17 protein-coding genes and 1 pseudogene are annotated in these 17,569 nt (G+C 71.0%); 4 read left to right on the forward strand and 14 right to left on the reverse strand.

Annotated elements, in window-relative coordinates:
* Window positions 1-17: 17 nt before the first annotated feature.
* The 3 genes from EHO50_RS11395 to EHO50_RS11405 are packed head-to-tail and all read right to left on the reverse strand — an operon-like array spanning window position 18 to window position 2,409.
* Window positions 18-1,334, reverse strand: coding sequence for an RNA polymerase sigma factor (locus EHO50_RS11395; protein WP_425472184.1), 1,317 nt, complete (start codon window positions 1,332-1,334; stop codon window positions 18-20).
* A gap of 5 nt (window positions 1,335-1,339) precedes the next feature.
* Window positions 1,340-1,681, reverse strand: a complete 342-nt coding sequence (locus EHO50_RS11400) for a YciI family protein (protein ID WP_128429776.1) — start codon at window positions 1,679-1,681, stop codon at window positions 1,340-1,342.
* Window positions 1,678-2,409, reverse strand: a complete 732-nt coding sequence (locus EHO50_RS11405) for an SgcJ/EcaC family oxidoreductase (RefSeq protein ID WP_128429777.1) — start codon at window positions 2,407-2,409, stop codon at window positions 1,678-1,680. Before EHO50_RS11405 ends, EHO50_RS11400 begins: the two co-directional genes overlap by 4 nt.
* A gap of 129 nt (window positions 2,410-2,538) precedes the next feature.
* Here EHO50_RS11405 and EHO50_RS11410 point away from each other — a divergent pair, with 129 nt between their 5' ends.
* The 3 genes and pseudogenes from EHO50_RS11410 to EHO50_RS11420 form a co-directional block, all read left to right on the forward strand.
* Window positions 2,539-3,366 (forward strand): class I SAM-dependent methyltransferase, encoded by an 828-nt coding sequence (locus EHO50_RS11410; protein ID WP_128429778.1) that lies wholly within the window; start codon window positions 2,539-2,541, stop codon window positions 3,364-3,366.
* Window positions 3,367-3,609: 243 nt separating this feature from the next.
* Entirely contained in the window at window positions 3,610-4,746 is a 1,137-nt protein-coding gene (rho, locus tag EHO50_RS11415; RefSeq protein ID WP_128429779.1) for a transcription termination factor Rho, read from the forward strand.
* A 93-nt stretch (window positions 4,747-4,839) separates the two neighbouring features.
* A pseudogene (locus EHO50_RS11420) lies at window positions 4,840-5,724 on the forward strand (D-alanyl-D-alanine carboxypeptidase family protein); the annotation flags it as partial.
* Window positions 5,725-5,756: 32 nt separating this feature from the next.
* On the opposite strand, the gene EHO50_RS45810 reads toward EHO50_RS11420, so the two are convergent.
* The 11 genes from EHO50_RS45810 to crcB (EHO50_RS11475) all read right to left on the reverse strand — a co-directional run bounded on the left by EHO50_RS45810 (window position 5,757) and on the right by crcB (EHO50_RS11475) (window position 16,777).
* Entirely contained in the window at window positions 5,757-7,112 is a 1,356-nt protein-coding gene (locus EHO50_RS45810) for a glycosyltransferase 87 family protein (protein WP_128429780.1), read from the reverse strand.
* Window positions 7,109-8,503: a polyprenol phosphomannose-dependent alpha 1,6 mannosyltransferase MptB gene (gene mptB, locus EHO50_RS11430; RefSeq protein WP_128429781.1), complete on the reverse strand. Its 1,395-nt coding sequence runs from the start codon at window positions 8,501-8,503 to the stop codon at window positions 7,109-7,111. Before mptB ends, EHO50_RS45810 begins: the two co-directional genes overlap by 4 nt.
* A 226-nt stretch (window positions 8,504-8,729) precedes the next feature.
* Entirely contained in the window at window positions 8,730-9,671 is a 942-nt protein-coding gene (locus EHO50_RS11435; protein ID WP_128429782.1) for a glutaminase, read from the reverse strand.
* A gap of 50 nt (window positions 9,672-9,721) precedes the next feature.
* Window positions 9,722-11,131 (reverse strand): aspartate ammonia-lyase, encoded by a 1,410-nt coding sequence (gene aspA / locus EHO50_RS11440; RefSeq protein WP_128429783.1) that lies wholly within the window; start codon window positions 11,129-11,131, stop codon window positions 9,722-9,724.
* Window positions 11,132-11,248: 117 nt separating this feature from the next.
* Window positions 11,249-12,265: an asparaginase gene (locus tag EHO50_RS11445; protein WP_128429784.1), complete on the reverse strand. Its 1,017-nt coding sequence runs from the start codon at window positions 12,263-12,265 to the stop codon at window positions 11,249-11,251.
* Window positions 12,266-12,315: 50 nt separating this feature from the next.
* Window positions 12,316-13,755, reverse strand: coding sequence for an amino acid permease (locus EHO50_RS11450; protein ID WP_128429785.1), 1,440 nt, complete (start codon window positions 13,753-13,755; stop codon window positions 12,316-12,318).
* The gene (locus EHO50_RS11455; protein WP_128429786.1) at window positions 13,752-14,429 is read right to left on the reverse strand and encodes a FadR/GntR family transcriptional regulator; all 678 of its coding nucleotides are present in this window, start codon (window positions 14,427-14,429) and stop codon (window positions 13,752-13,754) included. The genes EHO50_RS11450 and EHO50_RS11455 overlap by 4 nt, the downstream gene beginning before the upstream one ends.
* A gap of 166 nt (window positions 14,430-14,595) precedes the next feature.
* Window positions 14,596-15,435 carry an undecaprenyl-diphosphate phosphatase gene (locus EHO50_RS11460; protein WP_128429787.1) on the reverse strand — a complete coding sequence of 280 codons (840 nt, stop codon included), beginning with the start codon at window positions 15,433-15,435 and terminating at the stop codon, window positions 14,596-14,598.
* 96 nt (window positions 15,436-15,531) lie between these two features.
* Entirely contained in the window at window positions 15,532-15,906 is a 375-nt protein-coding gene (gene crcB / locus EHO50_RS11465; RefSeq protein WP_128429788.1) for a fluoride efflux transporter CrcB, read from the reverse strand.
* On the reverse strand, window positions 15,903-16,319 hold the full coding sequence (locus tag EHO50_RS11470) for a DUF190 domain-containing protein (protein WP_128429789.1): 417 nt from the start codon (window positions 16,317-16,319) through the stop codon (window positions 15,903-15,905). The genes crcB (EHO50_RS11465) and EHO50_RS11470 overlap by 4 nt, the downstream gene beginning before the upstream one ends.
* A complete protein-coding gene (gene crcB / locus EHO50_RS11475) occupies window positions 16,316-16,777 on the reverse strand; it encodes a fluoride efflux transporter CrcB (RefSeq protein WP_128429790.1) in 462 nt (153 codons plus the stop codon). Before crcB (EHO50_RS11475) ends, EHO50_RS11470 begins: the two co-directional genes overlap by 4 nt.
* 292 nt (window positions 16,778-17,069) lie before the next feature.
* Between crcB (EHO50_RS11475) and EHO50_RS11480 the strand changes: the two genes are divergently transcribed.
* Complete coding sequence (locus EHO50_RS11480) at window positions 17,070-17,558, forward strand: SRPBCC family protein (protein ID WP_128429791.1); 489 nt, start codon at window positions 17,070-17,072, stop codon at window positions 17,556-17,558.
* Window positions 17,559-17,569 lie beyond the last annotated feature (11 nt).

Here is a 17,569-nt window from a genome sequence, read left to right on the forward strand (position 1 = left end):
CGAGCGGGCGTGAGTGGTCATCGGCTCCAGTGCCGTAAGGGTGCTTTCGCCCCACCGACGAACCGGCTCCAGGCGGATCGACACTCCGCGAGCCGCTTCTCCAGGAACCTCCGTTCCGCGTCGTTCTCCACCAGTTCCAGCGCCCGCCGGTACGCTTCTGCCGCCTCGTCCATACGGCCGCTGCGGCGCAGCAGATCGGCCCGGGTCGCCGGCAGCAGGTGGTACCCGGCCAGGTCGCCCTCGTCCGCCAGCTCCGCGACCAGGGCGAGGCCCGCCTCCGTGCCCTCGGCCATACCGACGGCCACCGCACGGTTGAGGCGGACCACGGCGGAGGGCACGAAGCGCGCCAACTCGCCGTACAGGGCCGCGATGTCGGCCCAGTCGGTCTCCTCGGCGGTGGGGGCGTTGGTGTGGCAGGCGGAGATGGCGGCCTGGATCTGGTAGGGCCCGGGGCGGCCGCGCCGCAGAGCGGCCTCCAGCAGGGCGGTGCCCTCGTCGGCCTCGGCGCGGTCCCAGGCGGTGCGGTCCTGGTCCTCCAGGGTCACCAGGTCGCCCGCGGCGTCCACACGCGTGTGCCGGCGGGAATCGTGCAGCAGCAGGAGCGCGAGCAGGCCGAGCACCTCGGGCTCGTCGGGCATGAGGCGGGCCAGGACGCGGGCCAGGCGGATCGCCTCCGCGCAGAGGTTCGTGCGGACGAGTTCGGCGCCGGCGGTGGCGGCGTACCCCTCGTTGAACAGGAGGTAGATCACGCCGAGCACTCCCGTGGTGCGCTCGGGCAGAAGGTGCGCGGGAGGTACCCGGTACGGGATTCCGGCGTTGCGGATCTTCCGCTTGGCGCGCACCAGGCGCTGCGCCATGGTCGCCTCGGGGACGAGGAAGGCGCGGGCGATCTCCGGTGTGGTCAGGCCCGCGAGCGTCCGCAGGGTCAGTGCGACCCTGGCCTCGATGTGCAGCGCGGGATGGCAGCAGGTGAAGATCAGCCGGAGCCGGTCGTCCTGCACGCCGCTGTCGTCACCTCTGCCGTCACCGCTGGCGTCCTCGGGTTCGTACGACGGTTCGTCGCGGGCCAGCACCGCCACCTCCCGGAGTTTCGCCGCCCCCACCGCTTCCCGGCGCAGTACGTCCAGGGCGCGGTTGCGGGCGGTCGTGGTCAGCCAGGCGCCGGGGCGGCGCGGCACTCCGTCGCGCCGCCACCGGTCGAGGGCCTGGGCGAAGGCGTCCTGGGCGCACTCCTCGGCGAGGTCCCAGTCGCCGGTCACCCGGATCAGGGTGGCGACGACCTGGCCCCACTCCTCGCGGAAGGCGACGGTGACGGCCTCCTCGACATCGGGCACTTCGTTCACTCCCAGACCGGCCGCACCTCCACCGAACCGCCGCCCAGCGCGGCGGGGTGCCGGGAGGCGAGGGCGATGGCCTCGTCGAGGTCGGCGACCTCGATGATGTCGATGCCGGCGACGTACTCCTTGGACTCCACGAAGGGCCCGTCGCTGAGCAGGACCTCGTCGCCCTGGACGCGCACGGTGGTGGCGTCGGTGTGCGGGCGCAGCCGGGCCCCGCCCTTGACGATGTCGCGGCTGCGGACCTCGTCGATGTACGAGGTGAAGCGGGGGTCCTCGGCGATCTCCTCGGGGCTGAGTTCCTCGCCGTCGGCAGGGGTGCAGATGAACAGGACGTACTTCATGACCGCTCCTCGGTTTCGGGAGAGGCGAGAGAGTCGACGGAGACGTGCTCGTGCGCGATCAGCCAGCGCAGACCGACGTTGCGGTAGCCGGTGGTGACGCGCATCAGGTCGTCGAGTGGGGCGCCGTCCGTGCGGGTGGCGCGCAGGCGGACGAGGGCGTGGCCGAAGGCGATGCTCTCGTCGACGTGGACCCGGAAGTCCAGCACCTCGCGGACGACGGGGCCGGTGACGTCGGCGAACAGCTCCTGAAGCGACTTGCGCAGGGCGTCGATGCCGCGGTGTTCCCGGCCGTCGACGAACGCGGCCACGTCCGGGGCGTAGCAGTCCGCCGTGCGGTCGGCGTCCCGCTCTCGCGCCGCGTCGGTCAGCTCGGCGTCGAGCGCGCGGATCTGCGCCTCGGCGTCCTCGTCCTCCCAGAACGGCCGCACCTCCAAGGCCCCGATGGTGGCCACGGGATGCCTCGCGGCCGCCTCGATCGCCTCCTCCATGCTGTCGCACTCGAGGATGTCGAACCCGGCGACGTACTCCTTCGTCTCCGCGAACGGACCGTCGCTGCGCAGCACCTCGTCGCCGCGCACCCGCACGGTGACGGCCTGGGCGGGCAGCGCGAGGCGGTGGCCGTGCAGGCGTACGTTCCGGTCGCCGAGGTCTTCCACCCAGGGCTCGACGGGGGTCATGCCCGAGGCATCGGCGGTGTCGTCGCCACAGACGAGCAGCATGTATTTCATGGATCCTCCCGGTCCTCATGAGCTTCCTACACCCCACCGACGAACGGGACCGGCCGGAATCGACACCCGGGTGGCCGGTGTCCCGCATTCCTGCCGCCGGGCGTGGCCCGTTCGCGATTGGATGTCCTCATGACCACCGACGAGCACGCGCGGATGATGTCGGCGAACCAGGCGAACTGGGACGCCCGCACCCCCGTCCACCTCGCCAGCCGGTTCTACGGCCTCGACCAGGACCTCGATCCCGCCCGCTGGTTCGCCTCCTTCGAGTGGGACGACCTCGGTGAGCTGACCGGCCGCGATGTGCTCCATCTGCAGTGCCACCTCGGCACCGAGACGATCGCCTTCGCGCAGCGCGGGGCCCGGGCCGTCGGCCTGGACTTCTCCGAGGCGTCCGTGGCCGCCGCGAACGACATCGCCGAGAAGTCGGGGCTCGACGTCACCTACGTACAGGCCAATGTGTACGACGCCGTGGAGGCCCTGGGGCGGCGGCAGTTCGACGTGGTGTACACGGGCAAGGGTGCCCTGTGCTATCTGCCCGACCTCGACCGGTGGGCGGCGGTCCTGGCTCAACTCCTGCGTCCCGGTGGGCTGTTGTACATCGTCGAGTTCCACCCGCTGCTCAACTCCCTCGGCCCGAAGCCCGGTCCGGGCGAAGGACCCGAGCTGCTGCTGCGCCACGACTACCTGGGCGGCGTCGGCGCCGTGCACCGGGACGCGACGCACACCTACACGGACGGTCCGGCCGTGCAGGGCGCCACCGACAGCTACGAGTGGATGCACGGAATAGGAGAGGTCGTCGGCGCGTTGACCGGAGCGGGACTGACCGTGCGACGGCTGCGCGAGAGCGAGGAGCTGCCCTGGCAGCGCTGGCCGCAGATGGTGCGCACCCCCTCCGGCTGGTGGCGGCTCCCCGAGCCGCGGATCCCCCTGCTCTACGGTTTGCTCGCCACACGCTGAACCAGCGTGGTACCGTCCCGTTAGTACTTGTGTACGCCCCGTCGTGGGCGCTGGTACTGGTTCTCCTTCAGTTGGCCGGTCGTCGTGCCGGCTCACCTCACCACCTCGTGACCACTGGTTCCGTCGTATCCGAGGTGCTGTTTCCCGCCGCCCGAAGGTGCTCTGTCCGCCTTCCTGATGTCTGCGGCTCCCCCCTTCCTTCCGCATGTCTCATGCCCTCCGTCCGTGAAAGGACCGACCACCATGACCACCACACTCGAACACCCCCCAGTCCAGCAGCAGACCCCGGTCCGTGCCGTCACCGGCGTCCTCGACATCGACGCGAACGGGAAGGGCCACCTGCGCGCCGAGAACCTGCTTCCCTCTCCCTCCGACCCTCAGGTCTCCCCCGCTCTGATCCGCCGCTACGGCCTGCGCAAGGGCGACCTCGTCGACGGCGTACGCGGCACCCAGCGCACCCTCACCGAAGTCGCCCGCGTGGGCGGCCGCACCCCCGGCAAGAACCGCCGCAGCTTCGGCGAGCTGACGCCCCTTCACCCGCGTGAGCGGATCCGTCTCGAGCACCCGGCGTCCGGTCTGACCGGGCGGGTCGCCGATCTGATCGCGCCCGTCGGCAAGGGCCAGCGAGGGCTGATCGTGGCCCCGCCGAAGACCGGCAAGACCGTGCTGCTCCAGCAGATCGCGGCGGCCGTCGCCGGCAACCACCCGGAGTGCCGACTGATGGTGGTGCTCCTCGACGAACGCCCCGAGGAGGTCACCGACATGCGGCGTTCGGTGCGGGGCGAGGTGTACGCCTCGACCTTCGACCGGGCGCCCAAGCAGCACATCGCGCTCGCCGAGCTCGTCATCGAGCGGGCCAAGCGGCTCGTCGAGGCCGGCGAGGACGTCGTCATCCTCCTCGACTCGCTGACCCGGCTGTGCCGGGCGCACAACAACGCCGCCGCGTCCGGTGGCCGCACCCTGAGCGGCGGCGTCGACGCGGCCGCGCTGCAGGGGCCGAAGCGGTTCTTCGGCGCCGCGCGCCTGGCCGAGGAGGGCGGTTCGCTCACCATCCTCGCCACGGCCCTCGTGGAGACCGGCTCCCGGGCCGACGACTTCTTCTTCGAGGAGCTCAAGAGCACCGGCAACATGGAGCTGCGCCTGAGCCGGGACCTCGCCTCCCGCCGCGTCTTCCCCGCCGTCGACATCAACCCGTCCGGCACCCGACGCGAGGAACTCCTCCTCCCCCCGGCCGAGTTGACCACCGTGCGCGGCCTGCGCCGGGCGCTGCAGACCCGGGACGGCCAGGCCAACCTGGAAACCCTCCTGGAGCGCATGCGCGAGACGCCGGACAACGCCACGTTCCTGCGGCGGATCCAGCCGACGCTGCCGGGCGAGTGACGCGTCGTAGAAGCATCGCCCGTCCGGGTGCCGACGCGCCCCTCCCGGCCCGGGCAGCACGGTGTACGACGGCTGCCTTCCTACGTTGACGGGATGACGATCGCACTTCCCACCCGGGTGCTCGTGTCCATCTGCGCACTGTGCGCGGCCGGCCTGCTGGCGCTCGCGCCCGCCACCGCGGTCGCCCGTACCGGGCACGACCCCGACCCGCCCGGCGGGCCGACGGCGGCGCAGCCGCGCCCCGCGCTGCTGTACCGGCCCGGCACCCATGTGCGCCCGGATTCCGCGGTGCCCCGCATTCCGCGCGTCTCCGCGCTGTCGTGGCTGGTGGCCGACGCCGACACCGGCGAGGTGCTCGCCGCGCACAACGCGCACCGGAAGCTGCCGCCCGCCAGCACCCTCAAGTCGCTGTTCGCCCTCACCGTGCTGCCGACCCTGCCCGCCGGCGTCCCGCACACGGTGCGCGAGGAGGAACTGGCGGGGATCGGGCCCGGCAGCAGTCTGGTGGGGCTCGCCGAGGGACGTACGTACCGCGTCGCCGATCTGTGGCGCGGGGTGTTCCTCAGCTCCGGCAACGACGCCGTGCGCGTGCTGGCCGGGCTGAACGGCGGCTGGCGCGCCACGGCCACCCAGATGCAGGCCAAGGCGATCTCGCTGGGCGCCCTCGACACTCATGTGCTGTCGCCGGACGGCTACGACACACCCGGCCAGGTGTCGTCGGCGTACGACCTGGCGGTGTTCGGCCGGGCCGGGCTGCGCAACGCGGAGTTCGCGCGGTACTGCGGCACGGCCAAGGCGCGGTTCCCGGGCGGGGGCGGCTGGTCGTACGAGATCCGCAACACCAATCGGCTGTTGACCGGCGCGGACGGGGTGGACCCGTATCCGGGGCTGATCGGGGTCAAGAACGGCTACACCAGCAAGGCGGGCAACACGCTCATCGCCGCCGCCCGCCGGGGGGACCGCACCCTCGTCGTCACGGTGATGAACCCCCGGGCGGGCGGGTTCGCCGTCTACGAGGAGGCCGGTGAGCTGCTCGACTGGGGGTTCGACGCGGCCGGGCGGGTCGAACCGGTGGGGTCGCTGGACGCCTTGCGGGTCAAGCCGAGGCCGGGGCCCGCGAAGGTGCCCGTGGTGGCGGAGGTGGCGCCGGAGGGCGGGGCGGGCTGGGCGGAGGCGTGGGCGATCGCGGGCGCCGCCGGGATGGGGGCCGGTGCCACGTCGCTGGTGCTGCGCGGCAGGGTCGTCGAGCCGTCGGAGTCGGACTGACCGACCGGCAGCCTGAGCAGCAGGCCGAGGGTGATCCAGGTGTAGGCGTTGCTGCCGAGGAAGCCGTCGACGCCGGAGGCGTCGTCGAACCACAGCCACACCACGCTGGTGCACAGCATCGCGTACAGGGCGCCCGCGATCCGCAGGTGCCCGGCGCGGATCAGGACGGCGAAGGAGGGCAGCAGCCACACCAGGTGGTGGACCCAGGTGATCGGGCTGACCAGGCAGGCGGTCAGCCCGGTGAGGGCGAACGCGGCCGTCCAGTCCCCCGCCGCGACCGCCCGGCGGGTACGCGCCACCCAGACGCCCAGGACCAGCAGGACCACCACCGCCCAGACGGCCCGGCTCGACACGTCCAGGCGGGCCAGGATGCCCTGCAGCGACTGGTTGGAGACATAGTCGAGCCGGCCCACCCTCGTGGTGTCCCACATCGCGTGCGTCCAGTAGAAGCGGGAGGCGTCGGGGGCCACCCAGGCCGCGAGGGCCGTCGCCGCTGCGGCAACGGCCGTCGCCACGGCGGCGGTTCGCGGGCGCCGGGCCACCAGCAGCAGGCCGATGAACGCGGCGGGCGTCAGCTTGATCGCGGCGGCGAGGCCGATGCCCACACCCGCCCAGCGGCCCCGGCCCGTGGCCAGCAGCCGGCAGTCGAGGAGCACGAGCGCCAGCAGCAGGATGTTCACCTGGCCGAAGCTGAAGGTGTCCCTCAGGGGTTCGAACAGGGCCAGCGCGCAGGCGGCCGGCGCACAGCCGTACCAGCCGTAGCGCCGCCAGGCCCGTCCGGCCAGCATGCGCAGGACGAAAGCCAGTGCCGCCAGGTTGAGCAGCAGCGCCACCGCGATCGCCACGTGCAGATCGAGCAGCGCCATGGGCAGCATGGCGACGGCGGCGAACGGCGGGTACGTGAAGCCGTACGTCGTGCCGGGCACCCGGTAGTCGTAGATACGGCCGCCGTGGTGGATCCAGCTGTCCACGGTGCCGTAGTAGACGCGCAGGTCGAACCAGTCGCGCAGCAACGGCACGGTCGCGGTGAAGACGGTCACTGCGGCGGCCAGCAGGAGCACCAGTACGACCCGGCCTCGGTCGGTGCGCGGAAGCCTCATGCGGTGCGCTCCAGCGCCGGGGCCTGCGCCGCGAGATGCGCCTGCCACAGGACGACGACCGCGAGCGCGCCCCCGGAGACCGCCAGCACCAACTGGCCGACGTCCGCGGCACCGCCACTGGGCAGGACGGCGAGCGCGAGCACTCCCGTCAGCGCCGCCACCCGGTGCCGTACCGAAGTGCTGGGCGCGGCGGCCGCGATGAGGAACAGGCCCCACAGGGCGTACCAGGGGCGGATCGCCGGCCCGAAGGCGGCCACGGCCGCCAGGCTCAGGCCCAGCGCGTACACGGGGCGTGGACGCCAGCGCCACCATATGAGGACCACCAGCACCGCGGTGAGCACCAGCCCGAGGACGTGCCACACCGGAACGGCCAGCGGTGCCAGATCGCTGCCGACCTCTTCCAGCAGCGAGGCGGTGGCACGACCGAGCAGGCTGGTCAGCGCCCAGTTCTGCGGGGAGACCGGGGTGTCCAGGGCTCCTATCCAGCCGTATCCCGTGCCCGCGGCGGCCGTTGCGGAGACCGTGGTGGCGGCGGACGCGGCCGCCGTGGTGACGACGGCCTTCGCCGGGCGGTGACCGGCCCGTATCTGGAGCAGCACGACCGCGGCGAGGCCGAGTGCTGCGGGAGCCTTGACCAGGGCGGCGAGGGTGACGAGTACGGCGCCCACGACCGGCCACCGGCCGAGCGCCGCGACCAGGCCGGCGCCGAGCAGGCCGAGCATGATGGCGTCGTTGTGGGCGCCCGCGACCAGGTGCAGCAGTACCAGCGGGTTCAGGGCGCCCAGCCACAGTGCGGCGGACGGGTCGGCCCCGCTGTGCCGGGCGAGGCGGGGCAGCGCGGCCGCCATCAGCGCCACGCCGAGCAGCGCTATGAGCCTCATGCCGAGGAGACCGGCGGGCAGTTCGCCGCGCGTCAGACCGGACAGCGCGGAGGCGACGCCGAGGAACACCGGGCCGTAGGGGGCCGCGGTGTGCCGCCACAGCGGGGCGACCTCGTCCGCGAGCGGGCCACCGAGGTGGGCGGGCCCGTACGCGTACACGTCGATGTGTGCGTCGACCATGGCGCCTTGCGCCAGGTAGCTGTACACGTCACGGCTGAACAGCGGCGGCGCGATCAGCAGCGGGGCGGCCCAGACGGCCAGCACCAGCAGTAGGGCGCGCGGGGTCGGCGGGTCGGCGCTGCGCACGAGCCGGCCGAGCAGCAGCCAGGCCGCTATCAGCAGGACGACGCCGAAGTAGACGCCGACCAGACCGAGGGCCGCGTGCGGGGAGCTCGGGGCCAGGAGTTCCCGGACCGGCAGCGCGCCGGCCGTCTCACCGCCCAGGGCGAGGAAGGCGGTGCCTGCCAGACCGAGTATCTGGCAGCGGCGGAGATCGAGGGGGAAAGCCATGGCCAACACTCGGTCAGCGTGTCAACGCCGGGTGGCTTTGAGTTGACGCGGGGCCCTCCGGGGGGAAGCCGGAGTGTGGCCGGCCGGTGATCTACCGCGAGGGGGTTGCAGGCTGCTACTCGTCTGCCTGGTGCGGTTGTTCGCAGACTGCGGGCCGTTGGGGGTTGGTCGCGCAGTTCCCCGCGCCCCTTGACGGCATGTCCGCATCCGGCGCCGAGAAGTTCCCTTAGAACACCGAAAGGCCTGTCAGCGTCGTGAAGCGGTCCAGTGCCGCCACTCCTGCCACCGAATTGCCCCGTTCGTCCAGGCCCGGGCTCCACACGCACAGGGTGCAGCGGCCGGGGACCACCGCGATGATGCCGCCGCCCACTCCGCTCTTGCCGGGGAGGCCCACGCGGTACGCGAAGTCGCCTGCCGCGTCGTAGGTGCCGCAGGTCAGCATGACGGCGTTGACCTGTTTGGCCTGGCTGCGGGTGAGGAGGCGGGTGCCGTCGGCGCGGACGCCGTGGCGGGCCAGGAAGGTGGTGGCGAGGGCGAGGTCGGCGCAGGACGCCTTGATCGAGCATTGCCGGAAGTACTGGTCGAGCAGGACCGGGACGGGGTTGTCGATGTTGCCGTAGGCCGCCATGAAATGGGCGAGGGCGGCGTTGCGGTCGCCGTGTGTGGACTCGGAGGCGGCGACGTCCTTGTCGAAGTCCAGGGTCGGGTTGCCGCTCTCGGCGCGGAGGAAGGCGAGGAGTTCGCCCGCCGCGTCTGCGGTACGGGTCTGGAGGCGGTCGGTGACGACCAGCGCGCCCGCGTTGATGAAGGGGTTGCGCGGGATGCCGTTCTCGTACTCCAGCTGGACCAGGGAGTTGAAGGGGTTGCCGGAGGGTTCGCGGCCCACGTGTTCCCAGAGTTCGTCGCCCTCGCGGGCCAGGTCGAGCGCGAGGGTGAAGACCTTGGTGATGGACTGCGTGGAGAACGGCTCGCGCCAGTCCCCCACGCCGTACACCGAGCCGTCGAGTTCCGCGACGGCCATGCCGAAGCTGCGGGGGTCGCAGACCGCGAGCGCCGGGATGTAGTCGGCGGGCCGGCCACGGCCGGGGGTCCGCTCGATCTCCTCCGCGATGCGCTCCAGGATCGGCTGGAAGGTCAGTGACGACGTCGACGCTGCCATGATCACCATTGTGCCTTCCTGCCGGTCCCGGCGCGCATCCGAGTAGGGGTTCGGGCTGGTCAGGCCAGGGCCTGGCCGCTGCCCGCGACGACCTCGGGCCGCAGCAGGTCGGCGAGGGTCTCGGCCGGCAACAGGCCCTTCTCCAGGACGAGTTCGGCCACGCCTCGGCCGGAGACCAGTGCCTCCTTGGCGATGTCGGTCGCCGCCGTGTACCCGATGTGCGGGTTGAGGGCCGTGACCAGGCCGATGGAGTTCTCCACGGTCCGGCGCAGCGCCTCGGTGTTGGCGGTGATGCCGTCCACGCAACGCTCGGCGAGGGTCAGGCAGGCGCTCTGCAGGTGCGTGATGGACTCCGACAGGGAGTGCAGGATGATCGGCTCGAACGCGTTGAGCTGGAGCTGTCCGGCCTCGGCGGCCATGGTGATGGCGACGTCGTTGCCGATCACCTCGAAGGCGACCTGGTTGACGACCTCGGGGATGACCGGGTTGACCTTGCCGGGCATGATCGACGAACCGGCCTGCACCGGCGGCAGGTTGATCTCACCGAGCCCCGCGCGCGGCCCGGACGACAGCAGACGCAAGTCGTTGCAGCTCTTGCTGAGCTTCACGGCGATGCGCTTGAGCACGCCGGACATCTGGACGAACGCCCCGCAGTCCTGGGTGGCTTCGACCAGGTTGGCGGCGGTGACCAGCGGCAGCCCGGTGATCTCGGCGAGATGGCGGCGCGCCGACTCGGCGTACCCGGCGGGGGCGTTGAGGCCGGTGCCGATGGCCGTGGCACCCAGGTTGATCTCATGGATCAACTCGACGGCCTCGGCAAGACGGGACCGGTCCTCGTCGATCATGACGGCGTACGCGGAGAACTCCTGCCCGAGCGTCATGGGCACGGCGTCCTGCAACTGTGTACGGCCCATCTTGAGCACGTCGCGGAACTCGACGGCCTTGCGGGCGAAGGCGTCCTGGAGGACGAACATCGCCTTGAGCAGCCCGCGCACCGCGAAGACCGTCGCGATCTTGACGGCGGTCGGGTAGACGTCGTTCGTCGACTGACCGAGGTTGACGTCCTCGTTGGGGTGCAGGTACTGGTACTCGCCCTTGGCGTGGCCCAGCAGCTCCAACGCCCGGTTGGCCACGACCTCGTTGGCGTTCATGTTGGTCGAGGTGCCGGCGCCGCCCTGGATGACGTCGACGACGAACTGGTCGTGCAGCTTGCCGGCACGGATCTCGCGGCAGGCAGCGACGATCGCGGCGGCCTTCTTCGCCTCCAGCAGCCCGAGTTCCTCGTTGGCGAGGGCGGCGGCCTCCTTGACGGCGGCGAGAGCGTCGATCAGGTGCGGGTACGCGGAGATCGGCGTCCCGGTGATCGGGAAGTTCTCCGTGGCGCGCAGGGTGTGAACACCCCAGTAGGCGTCGGCGGGAATGTCCCTGTCGCCGAGCAGATCGTGCTCGCTGCGGGTGACGGCGTTCATGAGGGAACGGTTCTTCTTTCTGAGAGGGTGAGGGTCAGCGCCCCGTCAGGGGCGCGGGGAACTGCGGGACAAGCCACAAACAACCCGCAGCCGCCGTACTGGTAGTCCGGCACATCCTTAGGCGCAAGCCGAAACAACAACCGGCTCCAGCGAACGAACGGGCCGCACACACCCGACCGCCTGGCCGCCTCCGAGCAGCGCCTCGCCTTGGAACTCGGTCAGCAGCTCCGGATCCACCCCGGCCCTGGCGAGAGCCGCCGCAGCGACCGGCACCCGCGCCCGATTCGCCCCATCGGCGATTTTCACGGCAACGGCCCGGCCGTCCGGAAGCGCAGCTACCTGAACACCCTCGAATCCGTCCTTGGCGAGCAGCCCGGGGACGGCCCGCATCAAGGCCGCGACGTCCCGCCCCGAACCGGAGGCCATCTCCGCATGCTCCCGCATCGCGTCGGCGACCCGCGCCTCAGGCGTACCCGGCGCCGCCGTGGTGATCCGGGCGGCGGCCCGGGCAAGGCCGTGCAGCGACACGGAGAACAACGGCGCCCCACACCCGTCGACGGTGATGCGAGCGATCCGCTGCCCCGTGAGGTCCTCGACGATCTCGGCGATCGCCTGCTGAAGGGGGTGCCCGGGGTCGAGGTAGTCCTCCAGTGACCAGCCATTGAGCCGGCAGGCGTACAGCATGGCCGCGTGCTTGCCGGAGCAGTTCTGGGCGAGCCGGGAGGGCAGGCGGCCCTCCCGTACCCAGGCGTCCCGCACGACCGGGTCGTACGGCATGTCGGGGACGTTGCGCAGGTGGTCCTCGGTCAGCGCGGCGAGTTCGAGGATGCGCCGGGTTCCGGCGAGGTGGCGTTCCTCGCCGGAGTGGCTCGCCGCGGCGAGCGAGAGCAGCTCGCCGTCGAGCGGGAGCCCGACCCGCGCCATGGCGACGGCCTGGACAGGCTTGAGCGCCGAGCGCGGATAGAAGGCGGCCTCGATGTCACCGAGCTGGAACTGGACCTCACCGTCGGCGCCGAGGACGACGACGGAGCCGTAGTGGATGCCTTCGATCATTCCGCCGCGTATGAGGTGGGCGACGGGGGCGTGGAGAGGTTCGCGGACAAGGGGTGCGTCCGCTATGGAACTGCTGTACATCACTACCTGGTTGTGGTGGGTCGATGAGGGGTCGTCGACCGACACGGATTTCACGCGTCGGCCTTGGTGGCGGCGCGGGCGACACGGCTTCGGATGGCGTACCAGCCCGCGACCAGCGCTGCGACGATCAGCGGCAGGCACAGCACGGTGGTGCGGCCGGCGCCTCCGTCGGCGTACATGAGGACCAGGACGGAGGCGAGGAAGGCCAGCGTCACGAGTTCGGTCCAGGGGGAGCCCGGCAGTCGGTAGCCGGGGCGGGTGAGCTCGCCCTTCTGGGTCTTCTGCCAGAAGAGCAGGTGACAGATCATGATCATGCCCCAGGTGGCGAGGATGCCGATCGCCGCGAAGTTCAGCACGATCTCGAACGCGTCCGCGGGGACGACGAAGTTGAGACCGACGCCGAGGACACAGATACCGCTGGTGAGCAGGATGCCGCCGTACGGGACCTGGCTGCGGCTCATCACCGAGGTGAACTTCGGGGCGGAGCCGGACATCGCCATGGAGCGCAGGATGCGGCCGGTGGAGTACAGGCCGGAGTTGAGCGAGGACATGGCCGCCGTCATCACGACCAGGTTCATGACGCCGCCTGCGGCCGGGATGCCGATGTTGGACAGCACGGTGACGAACGGGCTCTCGCCCGCCTTGTACGACGACCAGGGCAGCAGCATCGACAGCAGGACGACCGAGCCGACGTAGAACAGACCGACGCGCCACATGATCGAGTTGATCGCCTTCGGCATGATCTTCTCGGGGTTCTCGGTCTCACCGGCGGCGACGCCGACCAGCTCGACGGAGGCGTAGGCGAAGACGACGCCCTGGATGATCAGCAGCATGGGCAGCAGGCCGTTGGGGAAGAGGCCGCCGTGGTCGGTGATCAGGGACGGGCCGGGGGTCGTGCCGTCGACCGGGTGCTGGGTGACCAGCAGGAAGATGCCGATGCACATGAAGACGACGAGCGCGCCGACCTTGATGATGGCGAACCAGAACTCCAGTTCGCCGAAGATCTTCACCGAGATCAGGTTCACGGTGAGGACGACGGCCAGGGCTATCAGCGCGATCACCCACTGCGGGATGTCGGAGAACATGCCCCAGTAGTGGGTGTAGGTGGCCACCGCGGTGATGTCGGCGATGCCGGTGGTCGCCCAGTTCAGGAAGTACATCCAGCCCGCGGTGTAGGCGCCCTTCTCCCCCATGAACTCTCGGGCGTACGACACGAAGGCGCCGGAGGACGGGCGGTACAGGACGAGCTCGCCGAGGGCGCGGACGACGAGGAAGGCGAAGATTCCACAGACCGCGTAGGCGATGAACAGGGACGGGCCGGCGTCGGCGAGTCGGCCGCCGGCGCCGAGGAACAGGCCGGTGCCGATGGCTCCGCCGATGGCGATCATGTTGACGTGCCGGGACTTCAGCGACTTGCTGTAGCCGAGGTCTCCGGCGTCGACGTGACCGGACTGGGGGCGCGTCTCTTCTTTGAGGTGCTGCTCGCTCACGCCTCGGGTCCGCCTTCCGTGGGGCTGTCCGTGCGCGCGGGGCGCACGATGTCGGTGAGGGTGGTCTCGACGCGGTCGAGGTGATGGGCCATCGCGTCGGTCGCGTCGAGTTCGGAACCGTCGATCAGCGCCTCGACGATCGCCCGGTGCTCGCGGTTGGACTGCTCGCGGCGGCCGCCCAGCTCGTTGAGGAAGGCCGACTGACGCGCCAGTGCGTCGCGGATCTCCTCGATGACCCGGCGGAACACCGGGTTCTGGGCGGCTTCGGCCACGGCCAGGTGGAAGAGGGTGTCCATCGCGACCCACGCGGTGGTGTCCGTCTCCCGCTCCATACGGTCGAGCAGATGAGCCAGGTGGTCGAGGTTCTCCGGGGTGCGGCGCAGGGCCGCGTACCCGGCGACCGGGATCTCGACGTGCCGGCGCACCTCCAGCAGGTCGCTGGCCGCGTAGTCGCCGAAGGTGGGGTCCTCGACGGTGTTCGCGACGACGAAGGTGCCCTTGCCGGTCTTGGAGACGGTCAGGCCCATGGTCTGCAGGGCCCTGAGGGCCTCGCGCAGGACGGGTCGGCTGATCTCCAGGGTGCGGCAGAGCTCGGCCTCGGAGGGGAGCTTGTCGCCGATGGCGTACTCGCCGCGCTCGATGGCACTACGCAGGTGCGCCAGAACCGCTTCCATGGCGCTGACGCGCCGCGGAGGCTGACTGGCTGTCCGGCTGTCTGACAGGTTCACGGGAGAGATACTCCGGGTGAGCCGTGGGTGGTGTCAAGGGAGCCGAAAGGAAAGATTCACCGGATGTGAAGCCTGAAAGCAGACTTCACATCGACTCCCCGCCCGGACCTGGTCAGCTGTTGATCACCCCCGCGCCCAGCAGCCCGAACAGCAGCACCCCGACGACGATCCGGTAGATCACGAAGGCGTTGAAGGAGTGCTTGGCGACGAACTTGAGCAGCCAGGCGATGGAGGCGTAGGCGACGACGAAGGAGACAGCGGTACCGACAGCCAGCGGCAGCGCGCCCGTGCCGGTGGTGCCGAGGGCGTCCTTCAACTCGTAGATGCCGGCGCCGGTCAGGGCCGGGATGCCGAGGAAGAAGGACAGGCGGGTGGCGGCGACCCGGTCCAGGTCGAGCATCAGCGCCGTGGACATAGTGGCGCCGGAGCGCGAGAAGCCCGGGAAGAGCAGGGCGAGGATCTGGGAGCTGCCGACGAGCATCGCGTCCTTGAAGGAGGTGTCGTCCTCCCCTCGCTTGTGCCGTCCCATCTGATCGGCCGCCCACATCACGCCACTGCCGACGATCAGCGAACCCGCAACGACCCACAGGGAGGCGAGCGGGCCCTTGATGAGCGGCTTGGCGGCCAGGCCCACGACGATGATCGGGATCGTCGCGTAGATCACCCACCAGGCGAACTTGTAGTCGTGGTGGTACCGCTCCTCCTTGTCCCGCAGCCCGCGCAGCCACGCGGAGACGATGCGCACGATGTCCTTGAAGAAGTACACGAGCACGGCGGCGATCGCGCCGACCTGGATGACGGCCGAGAACCCGACGACCGCGTCGTCGTCGACGGGGATGTTCATGAGCCCCTCGGCGATCTTCAGATGGCCGGTCGAGGAGACGGGCAGAAACTCGGTCACCCCCTCGACGGCTCCGAGGACGACGGCCTGACCGACGCTGATGGCGCTCATGGGATCCAGTTCCGGGAGTTCGGCGGGACAGTGGCGCGCACTGTCCTACCAGGTGCAGGTGTGGATCCGTGGCATACGGCGACCCGGGCAGGTCGCCTACGACCAGACCGCCTCGGCGATCGAGACGCCCAGGAACGCCGCGCCCAGGCCTGCGGCCACGCTGCCCACGATGTTGACGACGGCGTAGAGCCCCGCCCCCGTCTCAGTCAGCCGAAGCGTCTCGTACGAGAAGGTCGAGTACGTGGTCAGCGCCCCGCACAGGCCGGTTCCCAGCAGCAGCTGGACGTGGGAGCTCGCGGCGCCCGCGGCCGCCGCGCCGGTGAGCAGGCCCAGGATCAGGCAGCCGGTGACGTTGACCGCGAAGGTGCCCCAGGGGAACACCGAGTCGTGGCGGGACTGCACCGCGCGGTCGGTGAGATAGCGGAGCGGGGCGCCGACCATGGCACCCGCGATCACGAGGAGCCAGTTCACGGCGACTTCTTACCTTCCGTGTCCGATGCGGGTGGAGTGTCGTCGCGGCCGACGATGGGGGTGCCCCCGGTCGAACGAAGTTGAGACTGGGGGAGGATGACCTCGCACTCGTCGAGGGTCACGAGCCCTTCGGTGACGAGCTCGTCGAGCTGCGGCAGGAAGGCCCGTACCCGCTCCCCGGAGTCGACGATCACGATCGCGACCGGCAGGTCCTCGCTCAGGGACAGCAGCCGGGAGGTGTGGATCACCGAGGACGCGCCGAAGCCCTCGACGCCGCGGAAGACGCTGGCGCCCGCGAGGCCGGCGGCGTGGGCGCGGTGGACGATCTCCGAGTAGAGGGGCCTGTGGTGCCAGGTGTCGTGCTCGCCGACGAAGACGGTCAGACGCAGGGCCCTGCCGGTCGGTCTCGTCATGGCTGCCTCCACTGCAGGATGCGGCGGGTGGTCGCCGCAGCGAGCCAGACCGCCGTGAGCGCCGCGGCCAGGGTGCCGGCGAGGTAGGCCAGGGCGGTGCGGGGGTGCCCGCTGTCGACCAGCTTCTGGATGTCGACGGCGTACGTGGAGAAGGTGGTGAAGCCGCCGAGCACACCGGTGCCGAAGAAGGGACGGACGAGGCGATGGGCGGCCCACACATCGGTGATGACCACCATGAACACGCCGATCACGGTGCAGCCGACGACATTGGTCCAGAAGGTCGCCCAGGGGAAACCGCCCGGGTCGGCCGGCCACCACAGTGCGGCCGCGTACCGGGCCGCGGCGCCGACGGCTCCGCCGACTGCGACCACCGCGACGATCGGCGCCTGCGTCCGCCAGGCGGGCGACCGCGGGGTGCGGGCGGGGGCGCGGAGGCTCTCGGTGTCCGGGGCTGTCATGGTCGTACGTCTCCTACTCGCCGGGGCCCGGGCATGCCGGCCGCGTCGTTGCAAGTAGGGACCGTTGGCGGCAGCACTGCCGCGGTTCGGGTACGGCGGGCCCCACCACCGCGCCGCGAGGGTGGTCGCGGCCGGTCAACAGGCTATCTCCGGGCGACCGCGGGGGGCACTTCGGGTGCGCCCCGCGCGACCGCGCTGCGGGTGCTGGAGGTGCGCCGCGCGGCTACTGTCGAAGTGCGGGGTGAGCAGCTGAAGAGCAGGTGAGCGGCTGAGGAGAAGGAGCGTGGTCGGCGTGGCCCGGAATCGCCGCCTGATCCTGAGTTCGCCCGCGGAGGTCTGGAGCCTGCTGTCCGACGGCTATCGCTACGGGGAGTGGGTCACGGGCACCCAGGAGGTGCTCGCCGCGGACCCGCACTGGCCGCAGGTGGGCGCCCGTCTGCAAGTCCGGGTCGGGGTCGGCCGACTGGCCCTCGAGGACACCTGTGTCGTCCGCATCTGCGAGCCGGAGCACCGTCTGGAACTGGAGGCGAAGGCAGATCCCTTCGGGGCGGCCCGTATCGCCATGAGGTTGATCCCCTGGGGCGAGCACACCCTCTTCGTCCTCGACTGGCACCCCCTACGGGGCCCCGGCATCCGGATGCACGGGCTGCCCGTCGACTATGTCGTCGCGATCCGCAACGGCATGATGCTGACGAAGCTGGCCCGGATCGCGGTGGGCGAGCATCGAGAACTCGGTGCGGGATCGGGACACAGCGCGGGCTCGGGACGCGGCGCGGGCTAGGGGTGCGAGGG

This window comes from Streptomyces cyaneus, assembly GCF_004028635.1.
In the GTDB taxonomy this organism is placed as follows: domain Bacteria; phylum Actinomycetota; class Actinomycetes; order Streptomycetales; family Streptomycetaceae; genus Streptomyces; species Streptomyces cyaneus.